The organism is Paracidovorax valerianellae, from assembly GCF_900102625.1.
Lineage (GTDB): Bacteria > Pseudomonadota > Gammaproteobacteria > Burkholderiales > Burkholderiaceae_C > Paracidovorax > Paracidovorax valerianellae.
Genome location: NZ_FMZC01000009.1, coordinates 22,648 through 41,085, shown reverse-complemented (window position 1 = coordinate 41,085; position 18,438 = coordinate 22,648). Strand labels below are relative to the sequence as shown.

18 protein-coding genes and 1 pseudogene are annotated in these 18,438 nt (G+C 69.6%); 6 read left to right on the top strand and 13 right to left on the bottom strand.

The window, feature by feature from the left end:
* Positions 1–106: 106 nt before the first annotated feature.
* On the top strand, positions 107–529 hold the full coding sequence (locus tag BLT03_RS14570) for a universal stress protein (protein WP_092744492.1): 423 nt from the start codon (positions 107–109) through the stop codon (positions 527–529).
* A 29-nt stretch (positions 530–558) separates the two neighbouring features.
* On the opposite strand, the gene BLT03_RS14565 is transcribed toward BLT03_RS14570, so the two are convergent.
* Together BLT03_RS14565 and BLT03_RS14560 are read right to left on the bottom strand one after the other, a co-directional pair.
* Entirely contained in the window at positions 559–1,179 is a 621-nt protein-coding gene (locus BLT03_RS14565; RefSeq protein ID WP_175537764.1) for a TetR/AcrR family transcriptional regulator, read from the bottom strand.
* Positions 1,180–1,232: 53 nt separating this feature from the next.
* Positions 1,233–2,144, bottom strand: a complete 912-nt coding sequence (locus tag BLT03_RS14560; protein WP_092744491.1) for a LysR family transcriptional regulator ArgP — start codon at positions 2,142–2,144, stop codon at positions 1,233–1,235.
* Between the two features lie 88 nt (positions 2,145–2,232).
* Between BLT03_RS14560 and BLT03_RS14555 the strand changes: the two are divergent.
* Both BLT03_RS14555 and BLT03_RS14550 read left to right on the top strand, forming a co-directional pair.
* Positions 2,233–3,575: pseudogene (locus tag BLT03_RS14555) on the top strand (D-amino acid dehydrogenase).
* 34 nt (positions 3,576–3,609) lie between these two features.
* A complete protein-coding gene (locus tag BLT03_RS14550) occupies positions 3,610–4,182 on the top strand; it encodes a flavodoxin family protein (protein ID WP_092744490.1) in 573 nt (190 codons plus the stop codon).
* A gap of 14 nt (positions 4,183–4,196) precedes the next feature.
* Here the strand turns inward: BLT03_RS14550 and BLT03_RS14545 are convergent, their stop codons facing one another.
* A complete protein-coding gene (locus BLT03_RS14545; protein WP_245711401.1) occupies positions 4,197–5,429 on the bottom strand; it encodes a M14 family zinc carboxypeptidase in 1,233 nt (410 codons plus the stop codon).
* Complete coding sequence (locus BLT03_RS14540; RefSeq protein ID WP_092744602.1) at positions 5,426–6,208, bottom strand: alpha/beta fold hydrolase; 783 nt, start codon at positions 6,206–6,208, stop codon at positions 5,426–5,428. The genes BLT03_RS14545 and BLT03_RS14540 overlap by 4 nt, the downstream gene beginning before the upstream one ends.
* A 99-nt stretch (positions 6,209–6,307) precedes the next feature.
* On the opposite strand from BLT03_RS14540, the gene BLT03_RS14535 reads away from it, so the two are divergent.
* On the top strand, positions 6,308–6,865 hold the full coding sequence (locus BLT03_RS14535) for a flavin reductase family protein (protein ID WP_092744489.1): 558 nt from the start codon (positions 6,308–6,310) through the stop codon (positions 6,863–6,865).
* A 76-nt stretch (positions 6,866–6,941) separates the two neighbouring features.
* Here BLT03_RS14535 and minE read toward each other — a convergent pair whose 3' ends face one another.
* The 5 genes from minE to BLT03_RS14510 all read right to left on the bottom strand — a co-directional run bounded on the left by minE (position 6,942) and on the right by BLT03_RS14510 (position 10,417).
* Positions 6,942–7,205 carry a cell division topological specificity factor MinE gene (gene minE / locus BLT03_RS14530; protein WP_092744488.1) on the bottom strand — a complete coding sequence of 88 codons (264 nt, stop codon included), beginning with the start codon at positions 7,203–7,205 and terminating at the stop codon, positions 6,942–6,944.
* 3 nt (positions 7,206–7,208) lie between these two features.
* Positions 7,209–8,024, bottom strand: coding sequence for a septum site-determining protein MinD (minD, locus tag BLT03_RS14525; RefSeq protein WP_092744487.1), 816 nt, complete (start codon positions 8,022–8,024; stop codon positions 7,209–7,211).
* Between the two features lie 55 nt (positions 8,025–8,079).
* On the bottom strand, positions 8,080–8,871 hold the full coding sequence (gene minC / locus BLT03_RS14520) for a septum site-determining protein MinC (protein WP_092744486.1): 792 nt from the start codon (positions 8,869–8,871) through the stop codon (positions 8,080–8,082).
* Positions 8,872–9,196: 325 nt separating this feature from the next.
* Complete coding sequence (gene pssA, locus BLT03_RS14515) at positions 9,197–9,820, bottom strand: CDP-diacylglycerol--serine O-phosphatidyltransferase (RefSeq protein ID WP_092744485.1); 624 nt, start codon at positions 9,818–9,820, stop codon at positions 9,197–9,199.
* Positions 9,821–9,952: 132 nt separating this feature from the next.
* Positions 9,953–10,417, bottom strand: coding sequence for an Lrp/AsnC family transcriptional regulator (locus tag BLT03_RS14510; RefSeq protein WP_092744484.1), 465 nt, complete (start codon positions 10,415–10,417; stop codon positions 9,953–9,955).
* Between the two features lie 151 nt (positions 10,418–10,568).
* Between BLT03_RS14510 and ocd the strand changes: the two genes are divergently transcribed.
* Positions 10,569–11,735: an ornithine cyclodeaminase gene (gene ocd / locus BLT03_RS14505; RefSeq protein WP_092744483.1), complete on the top strand. Its 1,167-nt coding sequence runs from the start codon at positions 10,569–10,571 to the stop codon at positions 11,733–11,735.
* A 157-nt stretch (positions 11,736–11,892) separates the two neighbouring features.
* On the top strand, positions 11,893–12,858 hold the full coding sequence (rocF, locus tag BLT03_RS14500) for an arginase (RefSeq protein WP_092744482.1): 966 nt from the start codon (positions 11,893–11,895) through the stop codon (positions 12,856–12,858).
* A gap of 33 nt (positions 12,859–12,891) precedes the next feature.
* Here rocF and BLT03_RS14495 read toward each other — a convergent pair whose 3' ends face one another.
* The 4 genes from BLT03_RS14495 to BLT03_RS14480 all read right to left on the bottom strand — a co-directional run bounded on the left by BLT03_RS14495 (position 12,892) and on the right by BLT03_RS14480 (position 18,357).
* Complete coding sequence (locus BLT03_RS14495; protein WP_092744481.1) at positions 12,892–15,075, bottom strand: acetoacetate--CoA ligase; 2,184 nt, start codon at positions 15,073–15,075, stop codon at positions 12,892–12,894.
* 112 nt (positions 15,076–15,187) lie between these two features.
* Complete coding sequence (locus BLT03_RS14490; RefSeq protein ID WP_092744480.1) at positions 15,188–15,424, bottom strand: DUF6139 family protein; 237 nt, start codon at positions 15,422–15,424, stop codon at positions 15,188–15,190.
* A gap of 191 nt (positions 15,425–15,615) precedes the next feature.
* Positions 15,616–16,446, bottom strand: coding sequence for a M48 family metallopeptidase (locus tag BLT03_RS14485; protein WP_092744479.1), 831 nt, complete (start codon positions 16,444–16,446; stop codon positions 15,616–15,618).
* Positions 16,447–16,752: 306 nt separating this feature from the next.
* Positions 16,753–18,357 carry an IclR family transcriptional regulator domain-containing protein gene (locus tag BLT03_RS14480; protein WP_092744478.1) on the bottom strand — a complete coding sequence of 535 codons (1,605 nt, stop codon included), beginning with the start codon at positions 18,355–18,357 and terminating at the stop codon, positions 16,753–16,755.
* Positions 18,358–18,438: the final 81 nt, after the last annotated feature.

Below are 18,438 nucleotides of genomic sequence, written 5' to 3'. Positions count from 1 at the left end.
CCCCGTGCCGGCCCTTTCGCAGCGCAGGGCATACAAAGATGACGCAGGTCAAGACAACAGACGCACGCGCCGATTAGTCTGGTCCCTCATCTTTCGGAGTGTCTTCATGAACATCCTCCTTGCCGTCGACGGCAGCCCGTACACCAAGAAAATGCTCGCCTACCTCGCCACCCACGAGGAACTCCTGGCCGGCACGCACGACTACACCGTGGTCACCGTGCAACCCGCCCTTCCGCCCCGCGCGCGGGCGGCCCTGGGCAAGGAAACCGTCGACAAATACCACGCTGAAGAGGCCGAGAAAATCATCGGACCGGTGGTCAAGTTCCTCGCGCGCCGGGGCGTCGCCGCTCAGCGCATCGTGAAGACCGGCCCGGTGGGCGAAACACTGGGCAAAGTGGCCGACGGCGGCAAGTTCGACCTGCTCGTGATGGGCTCGCACGGCCACGGTGCGCTCGGCAAACTGGTGATGGGCTCGGTCAGCACGCAGGTGCTGGCCAACAGCCACGTCCCGGTGTTGCTGGTGCGCTGACCTTCCCGGTCACCGGCGTGCCCGCCGCCTCAGGCCGGGCGCGCGGCCAGGCCGCCGAAACAGGTTTCCACCGCGCAGTCGAGGATGCGCGCGTCGCTGTACTGGCCGGTCGCGCGCAGCATGGCCGGCAGCGGATCGGCCGAGCGGGCCAGCAGCGCCCACAGCACGACATCGGGCGGCCACTGCGCGCTCAACTGGCCGGCCTGCTGGGCCTCGACGATCCAGGTGGTGATCTCCGCGCTGGCGGCCTGCAGCGCGGCCTGGTAGCGCTCGCAGTCGCGCAGCGGCCCGGCCAAACCGGAGTTGCGGCTCAAAAGCAAGGGCATCTCATCGGTCAGCTGCAGCGAGAGCATCCAGCGCAGCAGCGCCTGCAGCCGTTCGATGGCCGACTGGCCAGGCGGCACGCCCTGCAAAAACCGTTGCAGCCGGTCCACGGCGTGCACCATGGCGGCGGCGCACAGGTCGTCCTTGCCGGCGAAGTGCTTGTACAGGCTGGCCTTGGCCACGCCCACCTGGGCGGCCACTTCGTCCAGCGTCATGGCCTCGAAGCCCTTTTCGCCGAGCAGCCGGCCTGCGGCGGCCACGATGGCTTCTTCCCGTGCCTGGTGCATCTGCGCCTTGAAGGACGGGCGGGGCGGGGGCGTATTCATGCGGCGCATCTTAGCGAGAGCGTGCCGGCCCCGGTACCGGGACCGCCCGGGGGTCAGACCGCCAGCATGCGGGCCGCCGTGCTGGTCAGCGCTTCGGACAGCGCGTCCAGCACCTCGGATTCGAGGTTCCAGCAGTGCCAGTAGAGCTGAATCGGCAGCGAGTGCCCCGGCGCCAGATCGATCAGGCTGCCGTCGGCCAGCGCACCGCGCACCAGCAGTTCGGGCACCACGCCCGCGCCCCAGCCGGCGGTGGCAGCGCGCACCTGGCCTTCGGAGCTGGGCACGAACAGGTGGTGTAGCGCCACCCGCTTCAGGCCGAAGGCGCGCATCACGAACTCGGCCTGCATGTCGTCCTTGCGGTTGAACGACAGGAACGGCACGTCGCGGAAATTGTGCGGCGTGAGCCCCTGCGGCAAATACCGCGCCGCCAGCGCTGGCGACGCCACCGCCACGTAGTGCATGGCCCCGAGCGGCACGACCTTGCAGCCGCGCAAAGCCTGCTTGAGGGTGGTCACGCAGCCCAGCACCTGGCCTGAACGCAGCCATTCCTGCGTGAAATCCTGGTCGTCCACGATGATTTCGACCGGCAGGCGCTGGCGCACCAGGTCGTGCAGCGCTTCCAGCGCCCAGGTGGCGATGCTGTCGGCGTTGATGGCGATCGAGATGCGCTCGTCCTCGCGCGCACCGCCCGGGGCGCTCGGGGCCAGTTCCTGCAGGTCGCGCTCCAGGTCGGCGCGCAGCAGGCGCAACTGCTTGGTGTGCTTTAGGAGCAACTGGCCGGCCGTGGTGGGCTTGAGGGGCCGGCTGCGCACGATGAGCACCGAGCCCACCTGCGCTTCCAGCGCGCGCAACCGCTGCGAAACGGCCGACTGCGTGACGTTCAGGCGCTGGGCGGCGCGTTCGAAACCGCCCTCTTCCACGATGGCGGCCAGGCATTCCAGTGCGGCGGGATCGAAGCTGCTCATGGGCGTGCGTGCATTAGACGTTCTGATGAATTTGGAGGAAGTTTAATTTTGCTTTTAATTCGCCGCAACGCGATCCACACTCCGGCCCATGAAAACCATCGTCTTGGGCGCCGGCATCATCGGCATCAGTACCGCCTGGCACCTGCTCGAGCGCGGCCATGAAGTCACCGTGGTGGACCGCCAGCCCGGCCCGGCGCTGGAAACGAGTTTCGCCAACGCGGGGCAGATCTCGGTGAGCTATTGCGAGCCCTGGGCCAACCGCGACGCGCCGCTGAAGGCGCTCAAGTGGATGTTCGACAAAGAGGCGCCGCTGCTGTTTCGCCCGCAGCTCGACTGGGACCAGTGGCGCTGGGGCCTCAAATTTCTGGCGCAGTGCAATGACACGGCGTTCGAGCGCAACGTGCAGCAGATCGTGGCCCTGGGCGCCTACAGCCACGCCGCCCTGAAAGACTTGGTGCGCGCCACGGGCATCGAATACCACCGCCTGGAGCGCGGCATCGCGCACTTCTACACCGACCAGAAATCGTTCGACGCCGCCGGCCATGCGGTCGAGGTGATGCGCCGCCACGGCGTGCAGCGCCGTCTGGTCAGTCGCGACGAGCTGCTGCAGATCGAGCCCGCCTTTCGCGCCTACGGCGATCACATCACCGGCGCACCTACACCAGCACCGACGAAAGCGGCGACGCCCGCCTGTTCACGCAGGAGCTGGCCCGCCGCTGCGCCGAGCGCGGCGCGCAGTTCCTCTACGGCCACGACGTCGTGCGCCTCAACCAGGCGGGCGGCGCTATCGAAAGCGTAGCTGTCCGCGCACGCAGTACCAGCGCTGGAACCCAAAAAGACCAAAACCTCACCGCCGAGGCGATCGTCGTGGCCTGCGGCACGTACAGCGCGCCGTTGCTGCGCACGGTGGGCGTGGACCTGCCGATCTACCCCGGCAAGGGCTACAGCGCCACCTTCCCGCTGCGGAGGCCCGAGGGCGCACCGCTGGTCTCGACCATCGACGACGGCAAGAAGATCGCCATGAGCCGCCTGGGCAACGTGCTGCGCGTGGCCGGCACCATCGAGCTGGGCGGCTACGACCTGTCGCTGGACAGCCCCCTGGCGCGGGCGCGCTGCCACATGCTGTCGCGCCGCATCGAGGCGATCCTGCCCGGCGTGTGCGACACCCGCACGCCCGAAGAAGGCGGCAATCCGCAGTACTGGACCGGCCTGCGCCCGGCCACGCCCACCAACATTCCATTCATCGGCCGCACGCGCGTCGGCCGGCTGTGGGTCAATGCCGGCCACGGCACGCTGGGCTGGACGCACGGGGCCGGCTCCGGCAAGGCAGTGGCCGAGCTGATCAGCGGCGAACGCCCGGCCATGGCCTTCGGCTTCCTGGGTCAGGGCACGGGTGGCGGCACGGCGCCGACCTCGCCAGTCACTGCCTGAAACGGCAGCAATCAGGCACTGCGCCGGCGCTACCATGCCGGCCATGCCTTCCCACACCCTCTTTCTCACTACCTCGACCCGCGAGCCCGGCCACGTCGGCAACACCGAATGGCTGGCCCGGCAGGCCGCCGCCGCCCTGCCGGTAGACGCCATCCAGACCTGGCTGAACCCGGCGCAGATGGACCTGCCGCCCTTCGTGGACCGGCGCCACACCACCGGGCAGTACCCAGCCCCCACGGGCGACATGAAAACACTGCTGGAGGCCACGCTGGCCGCGACCGACATCGTGTTCGTCGCGCCGGTCTACTGGTACAGCATTCCGTCGCCGCTCAAGACCTACCTGGACCACTGGAGCGGCTGGATGCGCATTCCCGGCCAGCCGTTCAAGGAGCCGATGGCGGCCAAGACGCTGCGGCTCATCACCACCAGCGGCGACCGCGCCAAGGCGCAGCCGATGATCGATTCGGTGCAGCTGTGCGCGCAGTTTCTGTCGATGCCCTGGGGCGGCGCCCTGTGGGGCAAGGGCGGCCCGCCCGGCGCGGTGCAGGCCGACGCGGCGGCCATCGCAGCGGCTGCTACATTTTTAATAGCACACTCCCCTAGCTGAATCTGCGCTGGAGGCTATTTTTGTGGTGATGGCTGCCCGTCCACGACGGCCAGATGGTCGTCCATCCAGCGCAGCAGGTCGCGCCACATGAGGCGGACCTCGTCGTCCTTGGGCATGCGCAGCTCGTGCTGCAGTTCGATGGTCACCACGGGCAGTCCCAGGTGGACGCTGCCGTAGTTCCCGAGCGACCCCGGGAAGATGCCCAGTTGGTCCAGCCGCAGACGGCCCAGCCGGCTGGGCGGGGGCTGCGGGCCGTCGAAGTCGAGCACGCCGTAGGGCGCGTGGATGCTCACCACCAGATCGGGCTCGAACTGCGCCATCTGCGTGTGCAGGAACTGCGACTCCGGCTCGGACAGCGATGACGGCCCCGGCCAGCGGCGGGGGTCGCGGCGCGTGCGCTTTTCCCAGTAGACGGGCGCGTCGCGCTCCCAGTTGGGCGTGGGGAAGTTGCGGTTCAGGTCCACGCCGCGGGCGTTGACCCGGGTGGCGGGCTTGGCGAGCATGCCGTCGGGGTTGAGCGCCGGAATGAAGCGCCAGTGCACCGGCCGCCGGGTGGGCTGCACGCGCGACTCGGCGAACCCGATCCAGCGCAGCGCCAGCGATGCGGCCGTGGGCTCGTCGCCGTGCATGGCGCCCACCACCAGCACCCGCAGCGGCGTCACGTTCGGGGCCACGCCCACGGGTGGCACGTCGCGCCAGAACAGGGGCACACCGTTGCGCGACACCGCACCGCTGGGCGCCAGCCGTGCGGCCTGGCACTGCGCACGGGAGATGCCGGGCAAACGCGGCAGCAGCAATGGGCAGGCGGTGTCGGGCGCATCGGCCGCCAGCGCGGTGCCGCCGGGCGGGGCAGGCACTGCACCCGGTGCCTGGGCGGCTTTCGGTGGCGTTACGGCGCCCGATCCAGCGGGGCGCGGCACGGCAGATGGCGACGGTGACTGGGACCGCTCCGGCAAACGGGCAGATCGGGCCGACTGGGCCGATTGCGCCACCGAAGCCGGCTCGCCCGAAGGCTGAGGCCGCACGATCACGGCGGACTGGACGCCCGCCATGCGCGGGGCGACCGTTCCCTGCGCGGCGCCGGGCCCGTCGCTCAAGGGCGCGCGCGCTCCGCCCACCAAATCAGGGTTCCAGATGCGCGTGCCCATGAACGACAGCGCCAGGGCCGCGGCCAGGGGCAGGAGCCAGGGCATGGCGGCGGCGAGCGTGCCGCGCGGCGCGCGGCGGTCCGGGGCGGCGCCGCTCAATGCAGCACCCGGTCGGAGGCCGCCAGGAACGCCAGCAGCGCGCCGTCGAAGCCCTCCGGGTCTTCCAGCTGCGGCCAGTGGCCGACGTGGGGCAGGTCCAGGTGGCGCGCATCGGGCAGCACCTGGGCCAGCGCCTGCAGGGCTTCGGGCGGGGTGCAGCGGTCTTGCTCGCCCCCCAGCAGCAAAACGGGCATGTGCAGGCGCGACAGCTCGGCCGCGCTGCGCGAGAAGGTGGGCAGCGCCTCCAGCGCGCGCCGGTAGGCCGACCGGTGCACTTGCCCCATGGCGTGGCTGGCCAGCCGCACGCCCTCGGGCAAGGCCCCGGTGCCGATGTGCCGCGGCACCAGCCGCTGGGCGATCTGCTCCATCGACTGCCCGGCATCCAGCTCGGCCAGGCGCGGTGCCACCCATTCGCCGAGGCTTTGCGCATCCAGCGCCGGCCCGCCGCCGCACAGCACCAGGCGGCGCACCAGCGCGGGCTCGCGCAGCGCCACCTCGATGGCCAGCATGGCGCCCAGGCCGTGGCCGACCAGCACGGCCGGGCCGCACTGCAGCGCATCCAGCAGCATGGCGCAGCTCTGTGCCAAGCCCTTGAAGCTGTAGGGTTCGATGGGGGCGCTGCGGCCGTAGCCCGGCATGTCCCAGGCCACGGCGCGGTAGCCGGCCGTCGCCAGGGTTTCGACCTGGGGCGCGAAGGTGAGGTGGTCGCCGTCCGCGTCGTGCAGCATGAGCACGGTGGGGCCGGAGCCGAGGGTGGTGAAAGTGGGTAGAAGGGCCATGAAGAGAACGGTGCGAGCCGCGCCGCCCACAGCAACATTGCAGGCGCCGGACCATAATAGCCGACCCCCTCCCACCCGGCCGCCAGCGCCAGCGCCTTCGTGAACAGCCCCCTGCACCGCCCCATCGCCGCCCGTCCGCCCGGTTTTTCCACGCGCGAATTCCGCGACGCGCTGGGCATGTTCGCCACGGGCGTGACCATCGTCACCGCGCGCGGCGCGGCCGGCGAGCTGATCGGCCTCACGGCCAGTTCCTTCAATTCGGTGTCGCTGCAGCCCCCGCTGGTGCTGTGGAGCCTGGCGCACAAGGCGTCCACCCTGCCAGCCCTCTCGGCCGGCTCCCACTATGCGATCAACGTGCTGGCCGCCGACCAGCGTGCGCTGGCCGAACGGTTCGCCTCGCGCGGCGTGGACCGCTGGGCCGGCGTGGCGCACCAGCCCGGCGTGGCCGGCGCGCCGGTGCTGGAAGGCGCGGCCGCGGTGTTCGAGTGTTTCAACCGCAGCCAGTACGTGGAGGGCGACCACACGATCTTCGTGGGCGAGGTGGAGCGCTGCAGCCACCGCGAGGGCGCATCGCCGCTGCTTTATCACGGCGGCATGTTCTACACCGAGCACCCGCTGGGCGCCGCGCCCGCGGTGCAAGCCGAAACCCAGAAATGACGACGCCGCGGGCCTGGCGACAGGCCCCGCGGCGCGGTGTCAGAAGCAGCGCTGATTCAGGGCGGCTCTATGGCGGCTATTTCACGCCGTCGGGCAACTCGATCTTGACCTCGAGCACTTCCAGGTTGTCCTGGCGCTCCAGGTGCACCTTGATGTCGTCGGCATGGATCGACACGTATTTGGAGATCACCGCCACCAGTTCGCGCTGCAGCGCGGGCAGGTAGTCGGGCGTGGAGGCGTTGCGGCCATTGCGCTCGTGCGCCAGGATGATCTGCAGGCGTTCCTTGGCGACCGAAGCGGTCTTCTTTTTCTCGCCCAGCAAGAAAGACAACAGGGACATGCGTTACCTCCCGCCGAAGATGCGCTTGAAGAAGCCGGGCTTCTGCGCGTCGATGAACCGCAGGGGCTTGTCCTCGCCGAGGAAGCGGGCCACCACGTCCTTGTAGGCTTCGGACACGTCGGTGCCCTGCATGTGGATGGCCGGCGTGCCCTGGTTGGAGGCCTGCAGCACGTTCTCGGACTCGGGCACCACGCCGATCAGTTCGATGCGCAGGATGTCCTGGATGTCTTCCAGCGACAGCATCTGCCCGTCTTCCACGCGATTGGGGTTGTAGCGCGTGATGAGCAGGTGCTCCTTCACGGGCTCGCCGCCTTCGATGGCACGCTTGGTCTTGCTGCCCAGCATGCCCAGGATGCGGTCGGAATCGCGCACCGAAGAGACTTCGGGGTTGGTCACCAGCAACGCCTCGTCGGCGAAGTGCATGGCCATGAGCGCGCCGCTCTCGATGCCGGCCGGCGAGTCGCAGACGATGTATTCGAAGCCCATGCCGGACAGGTCTTTCAGGATCTTCTCGACGCCTTCCTGCGTGAGCGCATCCTTGTCGCGCGTCTGGCTGGCGGCCAGCACGAACAGGTTGTCGCACTGCTTGTCCTTGATGAGGGCCTGGTTCAGGTTGGCCTCGCCCTGGATCACGTTGATGAGGTCATACACCACGCGGCGTTCGCAGCCCATGATGAGGTCCAGGTTGCGCAGGCCGACGTCGAAGTCGATCACTGCGGTCTTGTGGCCGCGCAATGCGAGGCCGGATGCGAAGCTGGCACTGGTGGTGGTCTTGCCCACGCCACCCTTGCCGGAGGTCACGACGACGATTTTGGCCATGTTGTGAAAATTTCCTGCGTTGGTCCGAATGAAAGAAGAAGGCGCTGTCAGAGCGTCAGAGCGGCTCGATGAGCAGCTTTTCGCCGTCCAGGCGCACCTGGGCGGGCTTGCCGCGCACGGCGTCCGGCAGCTCGGTCTCGGTGGTGCGGTAGATGCCTGCGATCGACACGAGCTGCGGCTCCAGGCATGTGCTGAAGATGCGTGCGCTGGTATCGCCGCGCGCGCCGGCAATGGCCCGCCCGCGCATCGGCGCGTAGACGTGGATGTTGCCGTCAGCGATCACCTCGGCCCCGAAGCTCACCACCGCCATGACCACCAGGTCGGCGCCGCGCGCATACACCTGCTGGCCCGAGCGCAGCGGCTTGTCCACCACCACGGTGGTCGGGCCGCCAGCGGGCACTTCGCGCACCACTTCGACCTCGCGGATGACTTCGCGCACCACCTCGCGCACGCCGGGCAGCGGGCTGGCTTCATCGTGCGCGGTGTCGGCGGCCGGAGCGTGCGCACGGGCCGGGGGCGCCTCGGGCGCGGCGATCAGGCCGGCCGTGTGGGCGGCCTCCATCTGCGCGGGGCTGCCGCCGCGCACCGCCACGGGCAGCGTGTGGTGGCTGCGCAGCGCGGCGCACAGGGCGCTGAAATCGATGGTGTCCTCGGCGTCGCGCACGCCGGCCAGGTCGATCAGCACGGGGTCGTTGTCGAAGAAGTCCGGATCGCTCTCCAGCCGCGCGGCCAGATCGGCGGCGAGCACGCCGACGTCGGTGGTCTTGAGCACCACCGCCACCACCGGCAGCTGGGCGCTCTTGAGGTCAAAGCTGGTGCGGGCGTGGCCCGCCGTGTCAACGGCCATTGGAGAAAGGGGTGCGAAAGAAGGGGGAGCGGAGGGAGCGCGAAAGGCGCTGCCCAAAGGCGCGAAGTGTAACTTGGGGGCCACCGGAACCTGTCGCCGGACGTATCCGTGCGCGGCGCCCTGACCAAAGGAGAACGCCCTCGGCGTGGGATGATTGCTTCACCGCGCCGGCGCTGCGGCGGCTACAACCGGGAGGCATGGCAGGCAGCCAGCGCCGAGGCTTTGAATGAAAACGGGGCCCAGCGCAATGAATTCAACGGTATATAGCTATTATTTTCATAGCAAATACTTTGATATCTGCTGGATTCCAGCCCCCATCGAAGCTTCAGAACTTCGGAATCCGGATGCGGCTGATCATGAGCGAGCCCGACAGCGCGAACAGCAGCACCAGCGGGTGCAGCGTGAAGCCGCCCAGCATCACGCTGCCGAACCACAACTGCTCGCGGACCGCGCCCATCGAGGCGGCGAGTGCCATCAGCCCCACGAGCACGATGGAGGTCGGAATCGGCGTGCCCTCGAAGTACTTCACCTTGCCCGAGCCTTCCGACAGCGTTTCGGCGGTGACGTTGTAGCGCGCCAGCCGCGAAACCCCGCAGGCCACGAAATACGCCAGCACGATGCGGTCGTACATGCCCTGCATGCCGCAGGCGTAGGCGATGATGGCCGGGGCCACGCCGAACGAGATCACGTCGGCCAGCGAATCGAGCTCGCGCCCCATGGCCGAGGACTTCTGCCGCCAGCGCGCGATGCGGCCGTCCAGCACGTCGAAGATCAGCGCCGCGAGCACCAGCGCGCAGGCGAAGTACACATGGCGCACGTCGCCCTTTTCCAGGAACGTCATCGACGAGAACAGCGCGCCCACGCCGCACACGGCGTTGCCCAGCGTGAACCAGTCGGCGAGGTGGAACTCGCGGATCATCGAAAAGCGCTTAGGGGTGGGCTGGGACATGGACTCTCCTGGTGTGGGCGGCGACGGTTGCCGGCGGCCGGTTCTCAAAAGGGACCGGCACCGGCAGGTGGCGCAATGGCAATGCCTGTGGATTATGGGTGGCGCACGGGGCCGGGCACCGTCAGGCATGTCCTACGGTTCAGGCGACTGCGCGCGGCCGCCCGGGGCGATGGGCGCGCGCACGGTTTCCAGGTGGATGCTGGTTTCGGTGTTGCTGATGCCCTTGATGAGGCGGATGCGTTCCAGCGCGTGCGCCAGCTCCGCCAGGCTGCCCACCTGCAGTTCGGCCAGCAGATCCCACCGACCGTTGGTGCTGTGCAGCGCCAGCACGCTGGGCTCGCCCAGCAGTGAAGCCGTGACCCGGCGCGCATCGTTGCCCTCGATGGAGATGCTGGTCCAGGCCTGCAGCGCGCCGCCGGTTTCGCTCTCGGGGCGCAGCCGCACGGTGTAGCCGACGATCACGCCCGTGTCCTCCAGCCGGCGGATGCGGTTGGTCACCGTGCCGCGCGACACCCCCAGGCGGGTGGCGAGCGTGGCGACGCTGGCGCGGGCGTTGTGGCGCAGTTGCGCGATGAGCTGCTGGTCGATCTTGTCCATTTCGCCAAACTCCTTGTGCAAAAAGCTATTTTTTTGCGCTTATGCATGCATTTTTGCCGATTTGAATTGCCACGCCCTTGTGGGACGCTCTTCCCCATGCCGCTGCCCGACGCCCCGTCGTGCCGCGCGGCCCACCGACAGGAGCTTTCCGATGACCCCCGATCAACGCCCCGCCCCCGGCTCCATGTCCACCGAATTCCTGAGCGCCACGCGCGCCGCGCAACTCGTCGGCCGTACCGGCGTGGTGGAATGCCTGCGCGTCATGGCGCAGGCCATCGAAGAGGACTACGCCCGCTGGCACGACTTCGACAAATCCGCGCGCACCGCCAGCCATTCGCCCAACGGCGTGATTGAACTCATGCCCGTGGCCGACGCCCGCGACTACGCCTTCAAGTACGTGAACGGCCACCCGGTCAACACCCGCCGCGGCCTGCCCACGGTGATGGCCTTCGGCGCGCTGGCCGACGTGGCCACCGGCCACCCTTCCTTCCTGAGCGAACTCACCCTGACCACGGCGCTGCGCACCGCGGCTACCTCCGCCATGGTCGCGCGCCACCTGGCGCGGCCGGACAGCCGCAGCATGGCGCTGATCGGCAACGGCGCACAAAGCGAGTTCCAGGCGCTGGCGTTCGTGGGGCTGCTGGGCGTCAGCGAATTGCGGCTGTACGACATCGACCCCGCCGCCACGGACAAGCTGGCGGCCAACCTCGCGCCGCTGGTCGAGCGCGGCAACGTGCGCATCGTGCGCTGCGCCAGCACCGCCGAAGCCGTGCGCGGAGCGGACATCGTCACCACCGTCACCGCCGACAAGGCCTACGCCACCATCCTGCACGGCGACATGGTCGAGCCCGGCATGCACATCAATGCGGTGGGCGGCGACTGCCCCGGCAAGACCGAGCTGGCCGCCGACGTGCTGCGCGCCGGCAGCGTGTTCGTGGAGTACGAGCCCCAGACCCGCATCGAAGGCGACCTGCAGCAGATGCCGGCCGACTTTCCCGTGACCGAGTTCTGGCGTGTGGTGCGCGGCCAAGCGCCGGCCCGCATGTCGCCCACCCAGGTGACGGTGTTCGACTCCGTCGGCTTCGCGCTGGAGGACTATTCCGCACTGCGCACCATGCGCGCGCTGGGCCGCGGCGCCGGGCTGCTGCAGCGGCTGGAACTGATCCCCGACCAGGCCGACCCGAAAGACCTGTACGCGCAGCTTCGCCCCTGGATCGCGCACGAATCCCCCGCCGCCGCTCTATCGCCGGCCGGCGCACCGGTATCGGCGGCATCGGCGGCAGCTCCGGCGCGCAGCCCGCTGGCGCAAGCCGCGTGAGCGAATCTTCGGCACCGACCGTTCCCACCCGCATCACCGGCCTGCCGCGTGCAGGCCGCACGCCCTTGCCAGCCCCTCGCCTACATGGCGGCCGGCGATCGCAGGCAAAATTTTGGCGCACCCCGCCCGCACGGCCTTTGCGCCAGGAGATGACCGCATGACCCCCAACGACACCACCCCGCACACCCGCGCCACCCTGATCGGGGCTCCCACCGACGCCGGGGCGGCGCGCCTCGGTGCCGCTATGGGCCCCGACGCCCTGCGCGTCGCCCAGCTGGGCCCGGCGCTGGCGCGTTTCGGGGTGGAGGTGGAAGACCTGGGCAACCTCTTCGGGCCGCCCAACCCGCAAAGCCCGCGCGGCAACGACGGGCTGCGTAACCTGGCGGAATGCGTGGCCTGGAACCGGTCGGTGCACGACGCCGTCTCGGCGCAGTTCGCCGCGGGCCGCCTGCCCATCCTGCTGGGGGGCGACCACAACCTGGCGGTGGGATCGATCAGCGCCGTGGCGCGCCACTGCCGCGCGCAGGGCAAGCGCCTGCGGGTGCTCTGGCTGGACGCCCATGCGGACTGCAACACGCCCGCCATCTCGCCGAGCGGCAACGTGCATGGCATTCCCGTTGCAAGCCTTTACGGCTACGGCCCCGAGTCGCTGTCCGGCCTGGGCGGCGCGGTGCCGGCCCTGCGGGCCGGGGAGTTGTGCCAGATCGGCCTGCGCAGCGTGGACGACGAGGAAAAGCGCCTCATCCGCGAACTGGGCATCGAGGTGTACGACATGCGCTCCATCGACGAGCTGGGCATGCGCGAGGTCATGCGCCGGGCGCTCGACGGGCTGGAGGGCGACGCGGGCGACGACGTGCACCTGCACCTGAGCTTCGACGTGGATTTTCTCGACCCCGAGATCGCCCCCGGCACCGGCACCACGGTGCGCGGCGGCCCCAACTACCGCGAAGCGCAGCTGTGCATGGAAATGATCGCCGACACCGGCCGGCTGGCCTCGCTGGACATCGTGGAGCTGAACCCGGCGCTCGATATCCGCAACCAGACGGCCGAGCTGGTGGTGGACCTGGTGGAAAGCCTGTTCGGCAAGAGCACGCTGGTGCGGGTCCGCCCACCGGCTCCCTGACCGGCCGAGCGGGCCCTGCGCCCGATCACATCGCTACGCCGAGGGCGCGAGCCGCTCCGGCGCAGCGGCGCCGGCCGCGCGCTGCTGGGCGAACGCCACGTACCAGGGCAGGCAGCCCGGGTTGGCCATGGCGTCCTGGTTGACGACCTTCCCCAGCGGCTGGCCCAGCAGCAGCTTCTTGATCGGCAGCTCCTGCTTCTTGCCGGTCAGCGTGCGCGGCACTTCGGCCACCTGAACGATCTCGTCGGGCACGAAGCGCGGCGACAGCGCGGTGCGGATGGCGGCGGCGATGCGCCCGCGCAAGGCATCGTCCAGCACCGCGCCCTCGCGCAACGCGACGAAGAGCGGCATGTAGCTCTCGCGGCCCAGGCTTTCCAGATCAACGACCAGGCTGTCGAGCACTTCGGGCAGCGATTCGACCGCGCGGTAGATCTCGCTCGTGCCCATGCGCAGGCCGTGGCGGTTGATGGTGGCGTCGCTGCGGCCATAGATCACGCAGCCGCCGTGGCGGCCGATCTTGAGCCAGTCGCCATGGCGCCAGACCGGGCCCATGTCGGCCGGACCGTCGCCGCCGCCGGGTCGGCGGCCGTGGCCGGGCGGGTACATGTCGAAGTAGCTCGAAAGGTAGCGCCTGCCGTGCGGGTCGCCGCCCGCGCCGCTGGCGCCGTTCAAGTCGCCCGCGTCATTGGCGGCGACGGGATTGGCCGGGTCCCGGTCGCCCCACAGGTACAGCGGCATCGAGGGAATGGGCTGGGCGCACACCAGCTCGCCCACCTCGTCGATCACGGGCTGGCCTTCGGCGTTCCAGGCCTCGACCGCCGCGCCCAGCATGCGGCACTGCATCTCGCCGGGCACCTGGGGCAGCTCGCGGTGCCCGCCGATGAAGGCGCCGCAAAAATCGGTGCCGCCCGAGATGTTGTTCCACCAGATGTCGCCATCGGCATGCCCCGGGCGCACGCCCAGCGCGCGGAACTGCGCCGTGCCCCAGGCCTGCACCTCGGGCGCGAGCGGCGAGCCCGTGGTGCCCAGCGCCCGCACGCGCGACAGGTCGCCGCAGTCCGCCAGCGACAGGCCCGACTTCATGCAGTTGGCATAGAACGCCGCGCCGGCGCCGAAGAACGTCACGCCCGTCTCGGCGGCGAAGCGCCAGAGCATGCCCCAATCGGGCCGCTCGCGGCTGCCGCCGGGGTTGCCGTCGTAGATCACGCAGGTCGTGCCCGCGAGCAGGCCGCTCACCTGCGCGTTCCACATCACCCAGCCGGTCGAGCTGTACCAGTGGTAGCGCTCGCCGAACGAATTGGGCTCGTAGCTGCAGCCGATGTCGTTGTGCAGGCTCTTGAGCTGCAGCGCCACCAGCACCATGCCGCCATGGCCGTGCACGATGGGCTTGGGCAGGCCGGTGGTGCCGCTGGAATAGACGATCCACAGCGGGTGGTCGAAGGGCAGCCACTCGGGCTCGAACGCCGCCACTTCGGCATCGTTTTGGCCGCTCGCCGCCGAATAATCTGCCGTGTCCGCTATGGTTTCAGGAGCGTGCAGATGGTGGATCACCACCACGTGCTGGACCGACGGCAGCGCCGCACGCAGCTCGGCCAGCACGCCCGTGCGGTCGTGGTCGCGCCCGCCGTAAGTGACGCCATCCACCGTGATCAGCACCTTGGGCGCGATCTGCTGAAAGCGGTCCAGCACGGCGGCGGTGCCCATGTCGGGCGCGCACACGCTCCACACCGCGCCCAGGCTGGCGGTGGCCAGCAGCGCCACCATGGCTTCGGGAATGTTGGGCAGGTAGGCGGCCACCCGGTCGCCGCGCCGCACGCCCTGGCGGCGCAGGTGCAGCGCCAGCGAGGCCACCTGGCGGCGCAGCTCGGGCCACGACAGTTCGCGGTGCAGGCCGCGCTCGTTGCGGCTCACCACAGCGGGCAGGCCCGCGGCATGGGCCGGGTCCACATGGCGCAGCACCTGGCGCGCGTAGTTGACCTGCGCGCCCGGAAACCACACCGCGCCGGGCATCGCGTTGCGCGCCAGCACGGCCGTGTGCGGGGTGGGCGACTGCAGATCGAAGTAGTCCCAGATGCTCTGCCAGAAGGCGTCAAGATCGGTGACGGACCACCGCCAGAGCGCGTCGTAGTCGGCAAAGGCGAGACCGTGGCGGGCCTGCAGCCAATCCTGGTACAGGCGGATCTGGGGAACGAAAGGGGGGGTGTTTTTTGTCTCCATGGCGCCGCAGCGTAGCGTGCGCCACCGCCGCTGTCACCGGGTGGGCGTCCCCGAATGGACAAAGCCGCCGGCAGGGGCCTGCGGCGGCTTTTTCAAAGAGAGCGTGAACGGGTCAGTCGGTCAGTTCGCGCACGCTGGTGATGGCATAGCCCTTTTCTTCGATCTGCGCGGCCGGTTGCGGGATGCCGTAGTCGTCCCAGTGGTCAGCGTTCTCGTCCATCTCCTGGCCGCGGGCTTCGGTGTCCCAGTCCACATTGATCGCCTCTTGGGGAATGGCCCGACCTTCGGGCACGGCGAGGTGGGAGAACTTGCCATCGGGTTCGGCTCGGCGATAGATGTCCACACGCATGTTGGAGTCCTTCTCGGAAAGTGAAACAAGGCTCTCCACTCTAGCGAGGGGGGTGGCGCGGGGGCGTAGGAAAACACCTCCGGCGGCAGGGACGGTTTAGCCCGCAGCAGGCGGCCCCATGGAAAAAGGGCGGCAGGGCTTTCGCCCGCCGCCCTTGATCAGGACCTTGTCAGCGCTTCAGGCGCTGGCGATCACTTGGCCGATGCCAGGTCGCGCATGCGGTCCGCACGGCCGCCCGCGTCGGGGTGGGTGGACAGCATGGCGTCCATGCCGCCGCTCTTGCCGCTCAGCGAGGCGATCTTGCGGAAGGCCGATTCCATGGCCTGCACCTTGTACTTGTGCTTCTTCATGAAAGCGAGGCCGTAGTCGTCGGCAGCGGTTTCCTGGCTTTGCGAGAACTGGCTGTTCACCAGCTTTTCGCCCAGGGCGCCCAGGTCCGTGTCGGCCAGGCGGCCCACACCGCCCGCGGCGGAAGCGGCCTTGCGGCCGGCGGAGGCCATATAGGCCGTGCGCATGGCGGACAGCGAGTGCTGCAGCTTCACGTGGCCAATTTCGTGGCCGATCACGCCCAGCAGTTCCTGGTCGTTCATCATGTCCATCAGGCCGGCATACACGCGGATGGAGCCGTCGGCCGTGGCGTTGGCATTCACGTCCTTGCTGAGGTAGACCTTGAAGTTCAGCTTCATGCCGTCTTCGTTCACGTGCTTCTTGGTCAGGCGCGCCAGGCGCTGGGCGTATTTGTTGTTGGCCGCGGCGGCGCTTTCGGTGCGGTCTTCGTAGTTGCGGTACTGCAGCGAAACCGTCTTGAGCTCTTCGTCGGACACGGTCACGGCCTTGAAGATGTCCAGCGCGGCGCCGGCCTTGTTCTCGTTGCTGCTCGAGCCGGAACCGCCGGCGGTGGCGGCACCCAGGACGCTGGAGACGGCCGACGTGCCCGACGAGCTCTTGCTGCCGTCACCCGTGGTGGCGCAACCTGCCAGCAGCAAAGCGAGCGCGACGGCGCTGAGTGAGAACTTCTTCATGGAAATGCTTTCGTTGAGGGTCTGAGGAAATCGCACTGGCCTTGGCGCCAGATGCCGCGCCCGGGAGGTGGCTTTCACCCCCTGTGCAGTCGCTGAGGACCGGGCAGACGGAAATTGTTTCACGCAAGCTTTGCGGGTCGATGGCATGCACCGATCAGGTGCATCCAGTTGTATCAGCCTGCAATGCCCTGCACCGATGAGCTTTACAAAGTAACGGCACGCCCTGGCGCCCTCTGGCGGCGTTTCATTTACAACCTTTTGTTTCAATAAAAGACCGTCAATGAGGGAACAAAACGACGGAAACCCTTACACGGCGACTTTGAACAGGCGGCCGGACAGCGGCGCCTTGGCCAGCACATCGAGCGGAACCGGCTGTCGCGCGCTGGTGATGAAGAGCCGCCGGCCGTCCGCACCACCCAGTTCCACATCGGTGGGCGTCGGCACCGGCAGGGCGACGACGCGGTCCAGGCTGCCATCGGGCAGAAAGCGCACCACGCTCCAGCCGTCGCGCAGCGCGGTCCACACGCCCCCATCGGCATCCAGCGCCAGCCCACTGACCCGGCCCGAGCCCTTGGGCACCGTGACCAGGCGGCGCATGGCCCCGGTTTCGGGCTGCAGCGACAGGATGGCGCCGGTGTCCGGCACCGTGGCCCAGAGCGTGCCGTCGGCCGCCCGCCAGCGCAGGCATTGCACGGGCTCCGCCAGGCGCCAGCGCACGTCCAGCGCGGCGCCCGGCCGCAGGCAGCCCACGTCGCTGCCGCCTTCGGGCGTTTCGCGGGCGAGCCACAGTTCGCCGTCGTTGCCCTCGCACACGGCCTGGGCGGGCAGCGCCGGCCATTCGGCCAAGCGCTCGGCCGGGCCGCCGGGCGGCAGCGCGAACGCCCCGCGGGCGCACCAGGCGATGGGCGATGGGGCCGTGCCGCCTGAAACCGCTCCCTGCCCCAGCAGCAGTCCGTGCACGGGTCCATCGGTTTCGGCCCAGAGCGCATCGCCCTCATCGCCAGGGCCCATGGAGCGCAGCGCGGGCGCCAGGGTGTCGGCCCAGAAGAGCCGGCCGCTGGCTGCACACCAGCGCGGGTGCGCGCCGTGGAACGCCCAGGGCCCGGCCACGGGGCGGGCCTCGGCATCGCCCAGGGCCGCGCGCAGGCCGGGCAACTGCGCGCCCACGCGCCGGGCGGCTTCGGCCACTTCGGGGCCCAGCAGTTCCAGCCGCTCGGGCGTGAGGCGCCATGCCGGTCCCGCCACGCTGAGCGCGCCGCGCACCTGCCCCAGGCCATCGACGATGGGCGCCCCCACGCAGCGCACGCCCGGCACAATTTCTTCGTCGTCGATGGCATAGCCGCGCGCCGCCGTCACGCGCAACTCGGCCAGCAGCCGGCGGCGGTCGGTCAGCGTGCGGGGCGTTAGCGGGCGCAGCACCAGCCCGCGAACGAGCGTGTCGCGCGCCGTGGCGTCCATGGCCGAGAGGATCGCCTTGCCCTGGCTCGTGCAGTGCACCGGTTTGCGCTGGCCCAGCGCGCTGGCCGAGCGCTGGCTGTGCGCGCCGTCGCAGCGGTCCAGCGACACCACGTCGCGCCCGTCCAGCGCGGCCAGGTAGGTGGTTTCGCCCGTCAGGTCGCGCAGTGTGCGCAGCTCCAGCACGGCGGCGGCGGCCAGGTCGGGCATGGCATGGGCCTGGCGCGACAGCTCGAAGCAGCGCACGCCCAGGCAGTACACCTTGCGCAGCGGGTCGCGCCGCAGCATGCCGCGCGCCACCAGCGTGGCCAGCAGCCGGTAGGCCGTGGTGCGCGGCAGCGCCAGGCGCGCGGCCAGTTCGGCGTGGCTCAGGCCCTCGGGCGACGAGCCCACGGCCTCCAGCAAGTCCAGGGCTTTTTCCAGCGCGGCAGTGCCGTCTCCAGGCGATGCGCCCATGTTTGTCTCAAATGTTGGAACTGATGGCCGCCGGCACTCGCGGCGGAACGTTGCGGGGCATTCTAGGCGGCGCCCTCTTCA

What these genes read in the sequence shown, in the direction of transcription:
- BLT03_RS14570 (WP_092744492.1), top strand. Translation starts at nt 107, where the DNA reads ATGAACATCCTCCTTGCCGTCGACGGCAGCCCGTACACCAAGAAAATG.
- BLT03_RS14565 (WP_175537764.1), bottom strand. Translation starts at nt 1,179, where the DNA reads ATGAATACGCCCCCGCCCCGCCCGTCCTTCAAGGCGCAGATGCACCAG.
- BLT03_RS14560 (WP_092744491.1), bottom strand. Translation starts at nt 2,144, where the DNA reads ATGAGCAGCTTCGATCCCGCCGCACTGGAATGCCTGGCCGCCATCGTG.
- BLT03_RS14550 (WP_092744490.1), top strand. Translation starts at nt 3,610, where the DNA reads ATGCCGGCCATGCCTTCCCACACCCTCTTTCTCACTACCTCGACCCGC.
- BLT03_RS14540 (WP_092744602.1), bottom strand. Translation starts at nt 6,208, where the DNA reads ATGGCCCTTCTACCCACTTTCACCACCCTCGGCTCCGGCCCCACCGTG.
- minE (WP_092744488.1), bottom strand. Translation starts at nt 7,205, where the DNA reads ATGTCCCTGTTGTCTTTCTTGCTGGGCGAGAAAAAGAAGACCGCTTCG.
- minD (WP_092744487.1), bottom strand. Translation starts at nt 8,024, where the DNA reads ATGGCCAAAATCGTCGTCGTGACCTCCGGCAAGGGTGGCGTGGGCAAG.
- minC (WP_092744486.1), bottom strand. Translation starts at nt 8,871, where the DNA reads ATGGCCGTTGACACGGCGGGCCACGCCCGCACCAGCTTTGACCTCAAG.
- pssA (WP_092744485.1), bottom strand. Translation starts at nt 9,820, where the DNA reads ATGTCCCAGCCCACCCCTAAGCGCTTTTCGATGATCCGCGAGTTCCAC.
- BLT03_RS14510 (WP_092744484.1), bottom strand. Translation starts at nt 10,417, where the DNA reads ATGGACAAGATCGACCAGCAGCTCATCGCGCAACTGCGCCACAACGCC.
- ocd (WP_092744483.1), top strand. Translation starts at nt 10,569, where the DNA reads ATGACCCCCGATCAACGCCCCGCCCCCGGCTCCATGTCCACCGAATTC.
- rocF (WP_092744482.1), top strand. Translation starts at nt 11,893, where the DNA reads ATGACCCCCAACGACACCACCCCGCACACCCGCGCCACCCTGATCGGG.
- BLT03_RS14495 (WP_092744481.1), bottom strand. Translation starts at nt 15,075, where the DNA reads ATGGAGACAAAAAACACCCCCCCTTTCGTTCCCCAGATCCGCCTGTAC.
- BLT03_RS14490 (WP_092744480.1), bottom strand. Translation starts at nt 15,424, where the DNA reads ATGCGTGTGGACATCTATCGCCGAGCCGAACCCGATGGCAAGTTCTCC.
- BLT03_RS14485 (WP_092744479.1), bottom strand. Translation starts at nt 16,446, where the DNA reads ATGAAGAAGTTCTCACTCAGCGCCGTCGCGCTCGCTTTGCTGCTGGCA.
- BLT03_RS14480 (WP_092744478.1), bottom strand. Translation starts at nt 18,357, where the DNA reads ATGGGCGCATCGCCTGGAGACGGCACTGCCGCGCTGGAAAAAGCCCTG.